Consider the following 16,747-nt stretch of genomic DNA (forward strand, 5'->3'; position numbering starts at 1 on the left):
TCCCACCCAGCATTCCAAATATCCCTTCGCCGGCTCCCTGAGCTTCGACGAGGTGGAGGAAGCGGTGCGCTCGAACGGCTCGATCCTGACGGATGGTAACGAACAGCTTGCCGCGCTTTATTACATCGACCCCCGCCGTTTCGATAATGACGAGGGCGATGTCGACATCACTGCTGGCCTTGCCGCCCGTGTCGTTGAACAGAACATGTCGGTTTCGACCCCGCAATCGCCATCGGTTCCCGTCAAGGAATATGCCGACGACGTGATCCCTGCCCGCCAAACCGAGACCATCGAGGCCGCTTTGTTCGGCGCGGGTTATTCGAAGGCGCAATCGTCAGAAATCGCCGGCCTGTTGTCGCCGCAGCTTCAGTCGAACAATGTCGAAAGCGGCGATGTGCTCCGTGTCGGCATTATCCAGGAAGACGACAAAAGCGACATCGTGCGCGTGAGCCTTTACCGCAAGGGCCGCCACATGGTCACCATGGCCGTCGACGACCGCAAGAATTTCATCAAGGCCAGCGAACCGCCGAAACTCGACGCGGTGGCGACTGCCTTCGACAGCACGCCTGCACCTGCCGCCGGTCGCGATCTGCCCAGCGTCTATGACGGCGTTTACCGGGCGGCTCTTGCCTATGGCATGAACCAGAGCATGGTCTCCCAACTCATCAAGCTTCTTGCCAGCAGCGTCGATTTTCAGGCGCAGCTCAAGCCTGCGGATACGCTGGAAGCCTTCTTCTCCGTGGAGGACGCGGATGGCAAGGCAACGGACAAATCCGAGCTGCTCTACGTCAACGCCAAGTTCGGCGACAACGAGACGCGTTTTTACCGGTTCCAGAACCCGGAAGACAACAGCGTCGATTATTTCGACGAGAACGGCAAAAGCATCCGGCAATTCCTGTTGCGCAACCCGGTTCCGAACGGCCGCATGACATCCGGTTTCGGCATGCGCCGCCATCCGGTCCTGAAATTCAGCCGCATGCATACCGGCACCGACTGGGCAGCTGCCCGTGGCACGCCAATCATCGCGACCGGCAACGGCGTTGTGGAGAAGGCCGGCTGGGCCTCCGGCTACGGCAACCAGACCCTGATCCGCCACGCCAATGGCTACGTTTCCTCCTATAACCACCAGAGCGCCATCGCCAAGGGCGTCACCGAGGGTTCCAAGGTCCGGCAGGGTCAGGTGATCGGTTATGTCGGTTCGACCGGCCTTTCGACCGGCGCGCATCTGCACTACGAGCTGATCGTCAACGGCACGAAAGTGGATGCGATGAAAGTGCGCCTGCCGGGCGGCAAGTCACTTTCCGGCGTTGCGCTTGCACGGTTCTCCGATGAGAGAAAGCGGATCGACAATCTGCTCAACATCGAAGAGAAATCCAATCAGGTGGCAAGCCGATAATCCCTTCGGCCTTCTGGCCCGAAAATTCGACCATACGAAAAAGGGCTCCGTCACCGGAGCCCTTTCGTTTTATGCCGCATCGGCCGTTTCGGCCTCGGCCTCACCCTTCGGGGGCTTGACCTTGAAGAGCAGCCGGTCGGTGCCCGAGGTCACCTTGACCCGCGATCCATCCGGGATTTCACCGCCAAGGATCATTTCGGCAAGCCTGTCCTGAACCGACTTCTGGATCACCCGCTTCAGCGGACGTGCGCCGTAAGCCGGATCATACCCCTTGTTGGCAAGCCAGTTGCGGGCGTCCTCATCCAGTTCGAGTGTGATCTTGCGATCACCGAGAAGCGAGACGAGGCGCTTGAGCTGGATATCCACGATCGCACCCATCTCTTCGCGCCGCAGGCGGTGGAAGAGGATGATATCGTCGATACGGTTGAGGAATTCCGGCCGGAAATGCGACCGGACACGCTCCATCACCAGGTCACGAACCGAATCCACATCGTCGTTATCGCCCATCTGCGTCATGAATTCCGAACCGAGGTTCGAGGTCATGATGATGATGGTGTTCTTGAAATCGACGGTGCGGCCCTGGCCATCCGTCAGGCGGCCATCATCCAGCACCTGCAACAGGACGTTGAACACATCCGGATGCGCTTTCTCGATCTCGTCAAACAGCACGACCTGATAGGGCCGACGGCGAACCGCTTCCGTCAACGCACCGCCCTCTTCGTAACCGACATAGCCGGGAGGCGCACCGATAAGCCGGGCAACGGAGTGTTTCTCCATGTATTCCGACATGTCGAGGCGAACCATCGCGGTTTCGTCGTCGAACAGGAAACGGGCGAGCGACTTGGTCAGCTCGGTCTTGCCCACACCCGTCGGGCCGAGGAAAATGAACGAGCCGATCGGTCGGTTCGGATCCTGAAGACCGGCGCGCGAACGGCGAACCGCCTTGGAAACCGCCTGCACGGCCTCGCCCTGCCCAACCACGGACTTGGCAAGATCGTCTTCCATGCGCAACAGCTTCTCGCGCTGGCCTTCCAGCATCTTGTCGACCGGGATGCCGGTCCAGCGGGAAACGATGTGGGCGATATTGTCCGCGTTCACCACTTCCTGCACCATCGAGCTGGCACCGCTGCTGTCACGCGCTTCCGCCGCAGCCAGTTCCTTTTCGAGGCCCGGAATGATGCCATAGGTCAACTCGCCGGCGCGCTGGAACTGACCATTGCGCTGGGCAATCGCCAGTTCGTTGCGGGCTTCATCCAGTCGCTTCTTGAGGTCTGCGGCATGGCCGAGTTTCTGCTTTTCCGCCTGCCAGCGGGCCGTCAGCGCATCGGCCTTTTCTTCGGTGTCCGCCAGTTCGTCCTCGAGCTTCTTCAGGCGATCGACGGATGACTGGTCCGTCTCCTGCTTCAAGGCTTCGCGCTCGATCTTGAGCTGAATGATCCGGCGATCCAGTTCGTCCAGTTCTTCCGGCTTGGAATCCACCTGCATGCGAAGACGCGACGCGGCCTCGTCCATCAGGTCGATTGCCTTGTCGGGCAGGAACCGGTCGGTGATGTAGCGGTTGGAAAGCGTCGCAGCTGCAACGAGAGCCGAATCCGAGATACGGACCTTGTGGTGCTGTTCGTATTTTTCCTTCAGGCCGCGCAGGATCGAGATCGTGTCCTCCACGGTCGGTTCATCCACCAGCACCGGTTGGAAACGGCGGGCAAGGGCCGGGTCTTTCTCGACATGCTTGCGATATTCATCAAGCGTGGTGGCGCCTACGCAGTGCAGTTCGCCGCGGGCAAGGGCGGGCTTCAGGAGGTTGGACGCATCCATCGCGCCATCCGCCTTGCCGGCCCCAACCAGCGTGTGCATCTCATCGATGAACAGGATGATGCCGCCATTTTCCGCCTGCACCTCGTTCAGGACAGCCTTCAGGCGTTCCTCGAACTCGCCGCGATATTTCGCACCGGCGATCAGCGCGCCCATATCCAGCGCCATCAGCTTCTTGTCTTTCAGGCTTTCGGGCACATCACCATTGACGATACGCAGCGCAAGCCCTTCGGCAATCGCCGTTTTACCGACGCCCGGTTCACCGATCAGCACGGGATTGTTCTTGGTACGGCGCGAAAGCACCTGAATGGTACGGCGGATTTCGTCGTCGCGGCCAATCACCGGGTCGAGCCTGCCTTCGCGAGCCTCTTCCGTCAGATCGCGCGCGAACTTCTTCAGCGCGTCAAAGCCCTGTTCGGCATTGGCGCTGTCGGCCGTACGGCCCTTGCGGATTTCATTGATGACCTGATTAAGCGCCTGCGCCGTCACGCCGCCCTTTTTCAGGGACGCCGAGGTGGAAGCAGAAGTTTCGATCGCCAGCGCCTGCAAAAGACGCTCGACGGTGACGAAACTGTCGCCAGCCTTTTTGGCAATATCTTCCGCAGTCGAAAACACTTTCGCAAGCGGAGCCGTCAGGGAAAGGCCGCCATTGCCGCCGGAAACCTTGGGCAATTTCGAAAGGGCCGCATCATTGGCAAGACGCACTTCCTTGGCGTCACCACCGGCCCGCTCGATCAGCGAAGCCGCCATGCCCTGCTCGTCATCAAGCAGAACTTTCAGAACATGTTCGGCAGCAAACTGCTGGTGATTTTCCGCAAGCGCAAAAGTCTGCGCCGATTGCAGAAAACCGCGAACACGCTCGGAGTATTTTTCAATATTCATAGTCGAACCTCCATATACCGGCCCGCCCGCTTTCGGCACGGCTCCGGGTGCTTGGGTTGAGGCTCCCTCAAAGGCAAGCCCCGCTACGACAGTCGCGATTTATAGATTTCACGATCGCCGCCTCTTGATGGACGGTTACCGCTGAATGCGGCATCCGGCCTTCCTGCACGAATATGGGAGGCATTTTCATCGGTTTAAAGGGGGAGGAAAACGACTCTCCGGGAAATTTTCGCCGGATTTGACAAGCATCACGTCTTCTCGTCGCGATTGCCCTGTTCAACCGCCGCCAAGGCTTCACGCCGACCCCAAAAACAAAAAACTCCGGCAAGCCGGAGTTTTTCAATCGCGTGTTTTTAAACCCTGCTTATTCGGCAGCGTTTTCCAGCGTGGCTGGTGTCGCTTCGTCGCCGGCTGGCGCATCTTCGCCTTCGGCACCTTCCGCGGTTGCGGTGCGGCGCGGACGACGCGGGCGTGGGCCGGTGGCGCGGCGGGTCTTCGGCGCAGTCGCAGGCGCTTCAGTCTGCTGCTGTTCTTCCTCGACGGCCACTTCCATGGGCGTGCCTTCGATTACGGGCTGAGGCGCCTGGCTGGCGTCGTAAACCGGCTGCTGCTGTTCTTCCGAAACCTGCGGTTGGCGCGGCTGACGCTCCTGCCGTTCACGGCGGTCCGGACGCTCGCGGCGTTCCTGACGCGGTTCGGACCGCTCGGCGCGCTCCTGTCGTTCCTGGCGCTCCGGCTGCTGAATCCGTTCCGACTGTTCGAACTGCTGCTGCGACGCACCATCGTCGCCGTCGTTCATATCCATATCGTCGCCGTCAGCAGCATTGTATTCGCCACGGTCGTCGCGCTGGAAACGCTCCTGCATCTGAGCCCTGAGCCGTTGCAATGATACGATTATAGTGTTCAGCGTGCTGCAGATAGTTTTCAGCGATCACGCGGTCGCCAGCACTCTGCGCATCCCGCGCAAGGGTGGCGTATTTTTCCGCTATGTGCTGGGCTGTGCCACGAATCTTAACATCGGGACCGGAGCTGTCATAAGTCCTGGTGAGCGGGTTACCGCCCTTGCGGTTGAAGTTGTTGTTGTTACCGCCACCATTGTTATTGTTATTGTTGTTGTTGCTTCCACGCCCCCGGCCGCGCTTGTTTTGCTGTCCTGGCCTCATCAATTGCTCACCTGAATTCTGTTTTGCTGACAATCTGGTTATTTTCATGCAATTCCGGGCGGAAAACCGCTGGAAATTTTTCCTGAAATTGCTCCATTACGCGCCCTGCTGAAGATAACCCCAGACAAGACCTCGCGTATGACGACCGGTCGCGCAAAATGCTGCAACGAGCCACCTGCGAACAAAGTTTACTGATTCACATGCCGGAAACGCCCAGCCTTCAGGGTTCTAAAAAGAACCCGCTTCGGGACTGAGACCCATACCCTGACGAGATCTAAATTCGTCCTCAGCCACCCGGCATGTGGCGGCAAACTATCCCGCTTCATGCGGAAATCCAAGCCTTTTCTTTTGCTGTGCAAAATATCCTTGCAAATAATCCGCAGACATATCGCGAACAACTATCTCCGGAAGGTCAAAACTCTATCGTTGTCGCCATAATCCTTCACGGCATCGAGAAGAGAGAAGCCGTGGGACGCAAATATAGCGGAAACATCAAGCCTTTGATCGAAACCGATCTCCACACCGACTATCCCGTTTTCCACAAGAAAGCGGCCTGCGTCGGCAGCGATGAGGCGGTACGGTGCAAGGCCGTCCTGACCTCCGTCCAGCGCCGCCATCGGATCGTGATGACGAACCTCTCGGTCTAGCGTTGTGACGATGTCACTTCTTATATAAGGCGGATTCGACACAATTATGTCAAAGCTGCCAGAGATTTTTTCAAACCAGTCGCTACGCGTGGTTTCGAAACGCGATGCCAGACCGTTGCGGGCAGCATTTTTGGCCGCCGTTTCGAGCGCATCGGCGGAAATATCGCTGCCGACGCCGGTCGCTTCCGGGCATTCTTTCAGAAGCGCCAGACAGATAGCGCCCGTGCCCGTGCCCAGATCCAGAATACGGGCACTGCCCTTATCCGCAACAGCTTTTTTTAAAGCGGGCAACAGCGTGTCGACGAGAACTTCTGTATCCGGGCGGGGTTCGAGCGTCTCTTTCGACAAAAGAAGATCAAGGCCATGAAACTCCCGGTGGCCGAGAATGCGGTGAACCGGTTCTCCCCCGGCCCGCCTTTCGATCATAGCTGCGATGCGGTCGCGCTCTTCCGGGGTCACGGGATAGTCCGGCTTCATCACGAAATCGGTCAGCGAGAAACCGGTGACCTCCGCAATCAGCAGGCGCGCATCGAGAAGCGGGTCGGCGATGCCAGCCGCCTGCAACCGTTTGCGGGCTGCGGCAAGCTCGGTCGAGACCGTTTGGTCAACGACGCCGCTCAAAGCTGTTGTTCGCCGAGCTGGGCAAGCTGACCGGCCTGATAATCGGCGATCAGCGCGTCGACAAGCTCGTCGATCTCGCCCTCGATCATCCGGTCGAGCTTGTAGAGGGTCAGGTTGATGCGATGATCGGTGACGCGCCCCTGCGGGAAATTGTAGGTACGGATGCGCTCGGAACGATCGCCGGAGCCGACCTGGCTCTTGCGGTCGGCGGAACGCTCGCTCTCCACCTTCTGGCGTTCGATATCGTAAAGGCGCGAACGCAGAACCTGCATGGCCTTAGCGCGGTTCTGGTGCTGGGATTTTTCCGAACTGGTGACGATCAAACCCGTCGGAAGATGGGTGATGCGAACGGCGGAGTCGGTGGTGTTGACGTGCTGGCCGCCGGCACCCGAAGCGCGCATCGTATCGATGCGAATATCTTCCGGGCGGATTTCGACATCGATATCCTCCGCCTCCGGCAAGACAGCAACGGTGGCGGCGGAGGTGTGGATACGGCCGCTCGCTTCCGTCTCCGGCACGCGCTGCACCCGGTGAACACCGGATCTCGAATTTCAGCTTGGAAAACACCCCTCGCCCGCTGATCGTGGCGATGATTTCCTTGTAACCGCCCGCTTCGCCTTCGCTGGCGGAAAGAACTTCGACTTTCCAGCCCTTGGTCGATGCAAAGCGCTCATACATGCGGAACAGATCGCCGGCGAAAAGTGCCGCCTCGGACCCGCCAGTACCGGCGCGGATTTCGAGGATCGCACTTTTTTCGTCCGCCGCATCCTTGGGAAGCAGCAGGACCTGCATGTCCTTCTCAAGCTCGCCGATGCGGGCCTCGACCTCCGGCAGCTCCATTTCCGCCAGATCGCGCATATCCTTGTCGGTCGTCTTGTCGGCAAGCAGCGCTTCGAGATCGGCAGCTTCGGAGACCGCCTTCTCGTATTCGCGAACTTTCTTCACCACCGGCTCAAGTTCGGAATATTCCGAAGCCAGCTTCACATAGACGTCCGCTGCCGGACCAGCCGACATTCGCGCTTCGATCTCTCCGAAACGCCTTTCCAGTTCGCGCATTTTTTCGACGGGAAGCTTCGCCACCAGTCACTCCGATTATGAAACAGGTCGTTTAAATGGGAATGGAATGCGTCGCGGCAAAGCGTAACAACACCTCGCGCGCGCTTTCCAGCGAATTGTGATCGTCAAGCGCGGCATTCAACTCATCGGCAAGGCGCGCGGCATCAAGCCCGAGCAGCATGGCCTTGACCGGGCCGATCGCCGTCGGTGACATGGAAACCGAACGGAACCCGAGGCCGATCAAAGCCATGGCCGAAAGCGGCTTGCTTGCCATTTCACCGCAAAGCGTGACCGAGGTGTGATGCTTTTCGCCGGCGCGCACGATATCACGCAGAATGCGCAGGAACGGCTTGCCGAGATTGTCGAAACGATCCGAAACCCGGGCATTGCCGCGGTCGACCGCCATGGAAAACTGGAACAGATCGTTCGAACCGACGGAGACGAAATCCACCTCCTGCATCAGCTCGTCGAGCTGCCACATCAGCGAGGGCACTTCCAGCATCGCGCCGAATTGCAGTTTCTTCGGAAGCGCATGGCTGAATTTCGAAAGGTGCTGCACTTCCTTCTGAAGCAGATCGCGCGCGGCGCGGATTTCGGAAACCTCCGTCACCATCGGCAACATCATGTGCAGTTCAGCACCCGAGGCGGCGCGCAGAAGCGCGCGCATCTGCGTGCGCATCAGGCCCGGACGGTCGAGCGACAGGCGGATTGCCCGCCAGCCCAACGCCGGATTTTCCTCTTCCTGGCCGCGCATATAGGAAACGACCTTGTCGCCGCCGATATCCAGCGTGCGGAAAGTGACGCTCTTCCCCTTGGCCTGCCGCAAAACGGACCGGTAGAAAGCTTCCTGCTCCTCACCCTTCGGCATGTTGGAGGCGATCATGAACTGCAGCTCGGTGCGGAACAGGCCGATGCCATCGGCGCCGGATTCCTCGAGCTGCGGCAGGTCCACCAGAAGACCCGCATTCATCTTGAGGTTGACCCTCTGGCCATCCTTGGTGATCGGCTCGACATTGCGAAGCGCGCGGAACTGCTCCTGCCGCTTGGCACGCAGGCGCACCTTTTCCTCATAGGCCCGCTGCAAATCCGACATGGGGCGCAGATGCACCTGGCCGTCATCGCCATCGATGATGATGGGATCGTTATTTTCGGCAAGCGCCACAATGCCCGTCGCCTGCCCGATGATCGGAATGCCCATGGCGCGAGCCACGATGACGACGTGGCTCGTCACCGCGCCGTCTTCCAGCACCAGACCGCGCAATTTCTCACGCGGATAGTCCAGCAATTCGGCGGCACCCATGGCACGCGCCAGAACGATGGCGTCCAGCGGAAAATCCTGCTCGGGGCTGCGCCCGCCAAAACCGATCAGCTGGCGCAGCAGCCGGTTGGCGAGATCGTCGAAATCATGCATGCGCTCGCGAAGATAGGGATCGGTCAGGCGCATCATGCGCGCCTTGGTGTCGCTCTGCACTTTCTCAACCGCGGCTTCGGCCGTCAGGCCGTTGCGGATAGCTTCTTCCATACGCCGCACCCAGCCCTGATCGTGGGCGAACATGCGGTAAGTCTCGAGAACCTCGCGGTGCTCTCCTTCGGTCGGCACGTCGCGGCGCTGCAACATGTCGTCGATCGACAGGCGCAGCGAACCGATGGCGTCGGCGAGACGCAGGATTTCCGTATCGGCATCCTCGTTCAGCAGATTGGTGACAACGATTCGGGGATCGTGCAGCACGACGTGACCAAGACCGATGCCTTCGCCGTAAGCATCGCCATCGATGGAAACGGCACGCGTCAGGTCCAGCTCCACGCCGGGGCGGGTGATCTTTTTCAATTCTCCGCTCGCCACTATTTCAGCGATGAGCATCGCGGTTGTTTCGAGCGCTTCAACTTCATCCTCCCGGTACGTTCGGCTGACCTTGTTCTGGACCACAAGAACGCCAAGAGTGCGACCGGAGCGCAAAATCGGCACGCCGAGGAAGGAATGATAAATTTCTTCACCGGTTTCAGGCAGATAGCGGAAAGCCGGATGCGCCTGTGCATCGGAAAGATTGAGAGGTTGGGCGGAAGCGGCAATGGTGCCGACAAGACCCTGCCCCATTTTCAGCTGGGCAAGATGCACGGCATCCTTGTTGAGACCTTCGGTGGCGTAAAGCTCCAGCACGCTGTCGGAACGCAGCACGTAGACCGAGCAAACCTCTGCCACCATGTTGCTGGCTATCTGACGGACGATCTGGTCCAGACGGTCCTGCGGCTCAAGGTGCTCCGCCATCATTTCGCGCAGCCGCTTTAGCAGGACGCGCGGACCTGCAGAAAGGTCTCTCATCGCGTTTGCTCCCCGACGCTTCCGATCCGAATGTCATAATATTCGAGAATCAAAACGTCATTTAAAAATTTATAGCGCGAGAAGCGCGTCCCGCAAGGGACACGCTTTCATGAAACGCCACATCGGAAGAACGCAACTCCGAAGAATCGGAGCATCGGGAACCGATGTCTCGAACTTAGTTCTTATCGAGACCGTAAGCAGAATGCAAAGTACGAACGGCCAGTTCGGCATAGGCGCCGTCGATCAGGATCGAAATCTTGATCTCGGAGGTGGTGATGGCCTTGATGTTGATGTTCTTCTCGGCAAGCGCCTTGAAGGCGCTGGCAGCGACGCCTGCGTGGCTGCGCATGCCGATACCGATGACCGAAACCTTGGCAAGGCCGGTTTCGTTCTGTGCAACGTCGAAGCCGATCTGGGCCTTGTTTTCGTCCAGAACGCGAAGAGCCTTGGCAACGTCGCCCGAAGGAACGGTAAAGGTCATGTCGGTGCGCGAACCATCTTCAGAGATGTTCTGCACGATCATGTCGACGTTGATATGCGCTTCCGCCAGCGGCCCGAAGATCGCAGCAGAGACGCCCGGACGGTCGGCCACGCGGCGCAGCGAGATCTGTGCTTCATCCTTGGCATAGGCGATGCCGGTTACGACTTCCTGTTCCACGATTTCATCCTCGTCACAAATCAAAGTACCGGGCGGGTTGATGAGGTCGCCCATGCCCGGTGCATCGGGATCCTCGAAACTGGAGCGAACGAAGGTGCGCACCTTGTGTACCATGGCAAGCTCGACGGAGCGAACCTGCAGAACCTTCGCGCCGAGAGACGCCATTTCGAGCATTTCCTCGAAAGCGATCTTCTTCATGCGGCGAGCCTTGGGCTCGATGCGCGGATCGGTGGTGTAGACACCGTCAACGTCGGTATAGATATCGCAACGATCCGCCTTGACGGCGGCGGCGATGGCAACGGCTGATGTGTCCGAACCGCCGCGACCGAGCGTCGCAATGCGTTTATCCGGGCCGATGCCCTGGAAACCCGCAACAACGGCAACCTGACCCTCGCCCATGCGGTGGACGATATCCGAACCGTCAATCTCGAGAATGCGGGCAGCGCCATGCGCATTGTCGGTACGGATCGGGATCTGCCAGCCCTGCCAGGAGCGTGCGTTGATGCCCATGGATTGCAGCGTGATCGCCAGAAGACCTGACGTCACCTGCTCGCCTGATGCGACGACCGCGTCATATTCGCGCGCATCGTAAAAGGAGGCAGCGTTGGCGCCGGCCACCTTCGCAGCATTCTGCACCCAGTCCACCAATTCGTTGGTTTTGCCGGACATGGCGGAAACGACCACGGCCACTTCATGGCCGGCATCCACTTCGCGTTTCACATGCCGTGCGACATTGTGAATGCGTTCGAGGTTCGCGACGGACGTGCCGCCGAATTTCATGACAATGCGAGCCATAGCCTTGACCAGTACCATCCCTTTTTTCCGCCAGCCCGTTTTTCGGGTGCGGACAAGAACAAACCCAGTCGGCTCTTTTTTGATAAAGAGCCTCAAGTTGCGGGTCTCTTAGCGAAAAGGCGGGGGGCACGCAATGCCGTTTATGAACCATGCGGTACGCCTTTTTTATACCCCCGGGAAAGAAGATGGCGGGACTGAGCAGGCAGGCACATGCGATACAGTGAAAGAGCGTACCGCAGTGCACTGTACAAACGGGCCTATTCGCAGTATGGAGCGCGGCAATGCAACCGGCCAGATGGCCGTAATGGCCTGCATCGGCTGCCCCGGACCTATTGGTTTCGGGCGGATGCGGGCAGCTTCATATCCGAAAGACGGTAGATGACAGACACCCAGGGTATCGCCCCGGCGATCGCGCAGGCGTTGGAAAAACGCGGCTACAAAGATTTGACCCCCGTGCAGAAGGCCATGCTTTCGCCGGAACTCGCCGACAAGGACGCATTGGTCTCCGCGCAGACCGGCTCCGGCAAGACAGTTGCCTTCGGCATTGCGCTCGCGACCACGCTGCTGTCGGAAAACACCCGTTTCGGTCAGGCCTCCGCGCCGCTGGCACTTGCCATTGCCCCGACCCGCGAACTGGCCATGCAGGTCAAGCGCGAGCTGGAATGGCTTTATGAATTCGCCGGTGTGTCGATCGCTTCCTGCGTTGGCGGCATGGATATCCGCAGCGAACGCCGGGCACTGGAACGCGGCGCCCATATTATCGTCGGCACCCCCGGCCGTCTCTGTGACCACATCAAGCGCGGCGCGCTCGATCTGTCGTCGCTGCGCGCCGTGGTGCTTGATGAGGCCGACGAGATGCTCGATCTCGGCTTCCGCGAAGATCTGGAATTCATTCTGGAAGAATCGCCTGAGACCCGCCGCACGCTGATGTTTTCGGCCACCGTTCCGCGCAGCATCGCCAAGCTTGCCGAAAGCTACCAGAAGAACGCCGTTCGCATCGCCACCGCTTCCGAACAGAAGCAGCATGTGGATATCGAATACCGCGCCCTCTTGGTGACGGGTTCCGACCGCGAAAACGCCATCATCAATGCGCTGCGTTTTTACGAAGCCCGCAACGCCATCGTTTTCTGCTCCACCCGTGCAGCCGTGAACCATCTGACGGCCCGCCTCAACAACCGCGGCTTTTCCGTCGTGGCCCTGTCAGGCGAACTGACCCAGAACGAGCGCACCCATGCGCTGCAGGCCATGCGTGACGGCCGCGCCCGGGTTTGCGTGGCGACCGACGTTGCCGCGCGCGGCATCGACCTGCCCGGCCTCGAACTGGTTATCCACGCCGACCTGCCGACCAATTCGGAAACGCTTCTCCACCGTTCCGGCCGTACCGGCCGCGCCGGGCAGAAGGGCGTCAGCGCCATCGTGGTGCCTGTCAACCAGCGCCGCAAGGCCGAACGCCTTCTGGAAGGCGCCAAGGTCAGCGCAGCATGGGTTCGCCCGCCTTCGGTCGAAGAGATCGTTGAACGCGACGGCGCCCGGCTGCTGGCCGATCCAGCGCTCACCGAGGCCGTGGCCGACGACGAACGCGATTTCGTGAAGCAGCTGCTCGAGCAGCATGGCGCGGAAAAAGTCGCCGCCGCTTTCGTGCGCCTTTACCACGCCGGACGCTCCGCCCCGGAGGACATCACCGAAGTTGCGCTGGACAATACCCGCAAACCGCGCCGCGACAGCTTCGAAACCCCTGAAAACGATGCACCGCGCCGCGAACGTTCCGACTTCTCCGACAGCGCATGGTTTTCGCTTTCGGTCGGTCGCAAGCAGAGCGCCGAGCCGCGTTGGCTCATCCCCATGCTCTGCCGTTTCGGCAAGATCACCCGTCAGGATATCGGCGCCATCCGCATGCAGCAGACGGAGACCTTTGTGGAACTGGCGGCTGATGCCGTCGACCGTTTCACCTCCGCCATCGGCAAGGACATGATGCTCGAAAAGGGCATTCGTCTGAAGGCGCTCGAAGGCAAGCCGGAAATGACCGGCAGTGTCCGTGAAGACACCCGCCCGGCCACGGCCCAGCGGAAGTTCAACAAACCGAATAATGCCGGCGGCCCAGGCGACGACCGCAAGGGCGACGACAAGCCCTGGAAAAAGAAAAAGGCCTTTGGCGACAAGCCCAAATTCGAAGGCAAGAAAGACCGGCCTTTCGAAAAGCGCGGACCGAAGCCGACAAAGGGCTGAGGTCAGTACCGTGCCGGTAGATCCTCGGCTCAAGGCCGAGGATGGCGCCGAATAATCGGTGACTTTGTTCCAATAAAAAACCCCGCTTTCGCGGGGTTTTTTATTGTCTCGATTTATCGGAACGCCATCAATCAGAACGTCAGGGCGCGGTCGCCGTTTTCGTCCTTGATGCGGCTTGGAAGGCCGATCTTGTTCAAAAGGTTCAGGAAAGGCTGCGGCGGCAGTTCTTCCACATTGGCCATCTGCTTCACATCCCACTCGCCGGTGGCGATCAGCATGGCGGCAGCGACCGGCGGGACGCCGGCGGTGTAGGAGATGCCCTGCGAACCGACCTCTTCGTAAGCTTCCTTGTGGTCAGCCACGTTGTAGATGAAGACTTCGCGTTCCTTGCCGTCCTTGATACCCTTGACGACATCGCCGATGCAGGTCTTGCCGACATAGTCGGGTGCGAGCGAGGACGGATCAGGCAATACGGCCTTGACCACCTTCAACGGTACGACTTCCAGACCTTCAGCCGTCTTGACCGGCTTCTCCGACAGCAGGCCGAGGTTTTTCAGCACGGTGAAGACGTTGATGTAGTGATCGCCGAAGCCCATCCAGAAGCGCACATCGGCGCCGTCCATGTTCCTGGACAGCGAATGCACTTCATCATGGCCGGTCATATAAGCCTTCTGCTTGCCGACAACAGGCAGATCGAATTCCTGACCGACTTCGAACATCTGGTTCGTCTGCCACTCGCCCTTCTGCCAGGAGTAGACGACCCCGGTGAATTCGCGGAAGTTGATTTCCGGATCGAAGTTGGTCGAGAACCAGCGGCCGTGGCTGCCGGCATTGATGTCGACGATATCGACCGAGGTGACCTTGTCGAAATATTCATCCTTGGCAAGGCGGGCATAGGCATTCACCACGCCCGGATCGAAGCCGACGCCCAGAATGGCGGTCACGCCTTTTTCCTTGCACTCGGCGGCACGCTTCCATTCGTAATTGCCGTACCACGGCGGGGCTTCGCAAATCTTGCCTGGATCCTCATGGATGGCAGTATCCATGTAGGCAACGCCCGCATCCATGCAGGCGCGAAGAACGGACATGTTGACGAAAGACGAACCGACATTGATGACGATTTCCACGCCGGTTTTCGCAATCAAGGCTTTCGTCGCCTCGATATCCATAGCGTCAAGCGCATGGGCCTCAAGTTTCACATCTGTCTTGAGGCTCTTCTTTTCGCGTACGGATTCGACAATCTTGCGGCACTTTTCCAAAGTCCGTGACGCAATATGAATGTCTCCCAATACATCGCTGTTCTGGGCGCATTTATGCGCCACGACCTGTGCTACGCCACCGGCGCCGATGATCAGAACGTTCTTCTTCATTTCAGGTGATGCCTCCTTTTCCCCGCAGGGATGAGCTTCGTTTCATGTTAAAACAGGGTTTAAGACAGGCTTTGCTCGAAATCAGCAAAGTCGAATTCGCGAACGGCGCGCACGGTGCCGTCGAGTTCCTTGATGGCGATCGCCGGCATCTTCACGCCGTTGAACCAGTTCTTCTTGACCATGGTGTAGCCGGCCGCGTCCTGGAAGGAGATGCGGTCGCCGACCTTCAGTTCCTTGTCGAACCGGAAATCACCGAAAATATCGCCCGCAAGGCAGGATTTGCCGCAGACCATATAGGGATGTTCGCCCTCGTTCGGGAAAACCTTGGCGGTTTCCCGGTAGATCAGGAGGTCGAGCATATGCGCTTCGATGGAGCTATCGACGATGGCGAGGTTCTTGCCGTTGAAAAGCGTGTCGAGAACCGTCACCTCAAGCGTCGTGCTCCGGGTGATCGAGGCTTCGCCCGGTTCCAGATAGACCTGCACGCCGTATTTTTCCGAAAAGGCGCGCAGCCGATCGCAGAATTGGTCGAGCGGGTAGTCGTCGCCGGTAAAATGAATGCCGCCGCCGAGGCTGACCCATTCCGCGCGCGACAGAAGCGATCCGAATTTCTCCTCGATCTGCGTCAACATGCGGTCGAACAGCGAGAAATCGCCGTTTTCGCAATTGTTGTGGATCATGAAGCCAGAAATCCGATCCATGACCTTGTCGACCTTGGCGACATCCCATTCGCCGAGGCGACTGAAGGGGCGCGCAGGATCGGCAAGGTCGAAGCTCGAGGAGCTGACCTGCGGATTGAGGCGAAGACCACGGGTGATACCGGATGCCTTCTCCGCAAAGCGCTCAAGCTGGCTGATGGAATTGAAGATGATCTTGTCCGCGTTCGAGATCACCTCATCGATTTCGTAATCGGCGTAGGCGACTGAATAGGCGTGGGTTTCACCGCCGAATTTCTCGCGGCCCAGACGCACTTCATAAAGCGAGGACGAGGTGGTGCCGTCCATATATTGCGACATGAAATCGAATACGGACCATGTGGCGAAGCACTTCAGCGCCAGCAGCGCCTTGGCGCCGGATTTTTCCCGCACATAGGCAATCTTCTCCATGTTGCGAAGAAGTTTTGTCTTGTCGATGAGGTAATAGGGCGTCTGAAGCATGGCGTTTCACATATTGATTGAAGTCAAGGTCCGTCTGGATGATGGGCCTTATATGATGCTTGTTACAGGAAAACAAATGTCCGGCACCGAATTCCTGGAAAATTGCCCCGCCCCGGCATCCGCATGAGAAAACGCGCATAGCGGCGGAACCAAGGAGGCCTCGGTGCGTTTGAATGGCGGACAAGCGGGTGTTTCGGTCGCCGCAACGAAGGTTCGAGAGTGACGGCATTCACCCGTGGCAGCAGTCTGTTTGACCCGCCGCCATTTCCATCAACGATGTTCAGGAAGGACTTCACTTATGGCAAGCGTGCGTAGCAGCGTTAATGACAAGATCCAGCAATCCCTCGAAAACGGCGATGCGGCCGATGTGGCAGCGCAGCTTGCCCAGCTTCGCGAAGATCTGGCAAATCTTGCCAAGAGCGTTAAGGCGCTGGGCGTCGGCGCATCGCACGAGTTGAAGGCGCAGGCCGCCCGCGTGGCCGACGACGCGCTCACTGCCTCCGGCGAGATGGCCGACAGCGTTCGCAGCGAAATTTCGTCGCTGAACGATAATCTGACGGATCAGGTCCAGAAGAACCCGCTCCAGTCCCTCGGCATCGCTGTGGGTGTCGGCTTCGTGCTCGCCCTCCTCACACGTCGATAAG

At 59.1% G+C, this 16,747-nt stretch carries 9 protein-coding genes and 2 pseudogenes (1 of these 11 running past the window's edge); 3 read left to right on the forward strand and 8 right to left on the reverse strand.

The genetic code is table 11. The features are described 5' to 3' along the window. Positions 1-1,396, forward strand: the 3' portion of a protein-coding gene (locus RBH10_RS02760) for a M23 family metallopeptidase (protein WP_281039130.1). Its footprint begins 551 nt before the window's first position; 1,396 of the gene's 1,947 nt are visible here — the last part of the coding sequence; the start codon falls outside the window, past its left edge; the stop codon is at positions 1,394-1,396. Positions 1,397-1,465: 69 nt separating this feature from the next. Here the strand turns inward: RBH10_RS02760 and clpB are convergent, their stop codons facing one another. The 6 genes and pseudogenes from clpB to RBH10_RS02795 all read right to left on the reverse strand — a co-directional run bounded on the left by clpB (position 1,466) and on the right by RBH10_RS02795 (position 11,350). Continuing rightward, the gene (gene clpB, locus RBH10_RS02765) at positions 1,466-4,090 is read right to left on the reverse strand and encodes an ATP-dependent chaperone ClpB (RefSeq protein WP_281039129.1); all 2,625 of its coding nucleotides are present in this window, start codon (positions 4,088-4,090) and stop codon (positions 1,466-1,468) included. A gap of 364 nt (positions 4,091-4,454) precedes the next feature. Beyond that, positions 4,455-5,253: pseudogene (locus RBH10_RS02770) on the reverse strand (DUF4167 domain-containing protein). A gap of 398 nt (positions 5,254-5,651) precedes the next feature. Next, positions 5,652-6,521: a peptide chain release factor N(5)-glutamine methyltransferase gene (gene prmC / locus RBH10_RS02775; protein ID WP_281039127.1), complete on the reverse strand. Its 870-nt coding sequence runs from the start codon at positions 6,519-6,521 to the stop codon at positions 5,652-5,654. After that, a pseudogene (gene prfA, locus RBH10_RS24850) lies at positions 6,518-7,601 on the reverse strand (peptide chain release factor 1). The gene prmC and the pseudogene prfA overlap by 4 nt, the downstream one beginning before the upstream one ends. A gap of 28 nt (positions 7,602-7,629) precedes the next feature. Then, a complete protein-coding gene (gene ptsP, locus RBH10_RS02790) occupies positions 7,630-9,897 on the reverse strand; it encodes a phosphoenolpyruvate--protein phosphotransferase (RefSeq protein WP_045015769.1) in 2,268 nt (755 codons plus the stop codon). 175 nt (positions 9,898-10,072) lie between these two features. Then, on the reverse strand, positions 10,073-11,350 hold the full coding sequence (locus tag RBH10_RS02795) for an aspartate kinase (protein ID WP_281039136.1): 1,278 nt from the start codon (positions 11,348-11,350) through the stop codon (positions 10,073-10,075). Positions 11,351-11,728: 378 nt separating this feature from the next. On the opposite strand from RBH10_RS02795, the gene RBH10_RS02800 reads away from it, so the two are divergent. Then, the gene (locus tag RBH10_RS02800) at positions 11,729-13,576 is read left to right on the forward strand and encodes a DEAD/DEAH box helicase (protein WP_281039126.1); all 1,848 of its coding nucleotides are present in this window, start codon (positions 11,729-11,731) and stop codon (positions 13,574-13,576) included. Between the two features lie 131 nt (positions 13,577-13,707). Here the strand turns inward: RBH10_RS02800 and RBH10_RS02805 are convergent, their stop codons facing one another. Then, positions 13,708-14,946, reverse strand: coding sequence for a saccharopine dehydrogenase family protein (locus tag RBH10_RS02805; RefSeq protein ID WP_281039125.1), 1,239 nt, complete (start codon positions 14,944-14,946; stop codon positions 13,708-13,710). Positions 14,947-15,005: 59 nt separating this feature from the next. Then, positions 15,006-16,103 carry a carboxynorspermidine decarboxylase gene (gene nspC, locus RBH10_RS02810; RefSeq protein ID WP_045015766.1) on the reverse strand — a complete coding sequence of 366 codons (1,098 nt, stop codon included), beginning with the start codon at positions 16,101-16,103 and terminating at the stop codon, positions 15,006-15,008. Between the two features lie 298 nt (positions 16,104-16,401). Between nspC and RBH10_RS02815 the strand changes: the two genes are divergently transcribed. Next, positions 16,402-16,746, forward strand: a complete 345-nt coding sequence (locus RBH10_RS02815; protein ID WP_045015765.1) for a YqjD family protein — start codon at positions 16,402-16,404, stop codon at positions 16,744-16,746. Position 16,747: the final 1 nt, after the last annotated feature.

This window comes from Rhizobium sp. AN73 (assembly GCF_030757975.1).
Classification (GTDB): Bacteria; Pseudomonadota; Alphaproteobacteria; order Rhizobiales; family Rhizobiaceae; genus Agrobacterium; species Agrobacterium arsenijevicii.

What these genes read in the sequence shown, in the direction of transcription:
- RBH10_RS02795 (WP_281039136.1), bottom strand. Translation starts at nt 11,350, where the DNA reads ATGGCTCGCATTGTCATGAAATTCGGCGGCACGTCCGTCGCGAACCTC.
- RBH10_RS02805 (WP_281039125.1), bottom strand. Translation starts at nt 14,946, where the DNA reads ATGAAGAAGAACGTTCTGATCATCGGCGCCGGTGGCGTAGCACAGGTC.
- nspC (WP_045015766.1), bottom strand. Translation starts at nt 16,103, where the DNA reads ATGCTTCAGACGCCCTATTACCTCATCGACAAGACAAAACTTCTTCGC.
- ptsP (WP_045015769.1), bottom strand. Translation starts at nt 9,897, where the DNA reads ATGAGAGACCTTTCTGCAGGTCCGCGCGTCCTGCTAAAGCGGCTGCGC.
- clpB (WP_281039129.1), bottom strand. Translation starts at nt 4,090, where the DNA reads ATGAATATTGAAAAATACTCCGAGCGTGTTCGCGGTTTTCTGCAATCG.
- RBH10_RS02800 (WP_281039126.1), top strand. Translation starts at nt 11,729, where the DNA reads ATGACAGACACCCAGGGTATCGCCCCGGCGATCGCGCAGGCGTTGGAA.
- RBH10_RS02815 (WP_045015765.1), top strand. Translation starts at nt 16,402, where the DNA reads ATGGCAAGCGTGCGTAGCAGCGTTAATGACAAGATCCAGCAATCCCTC.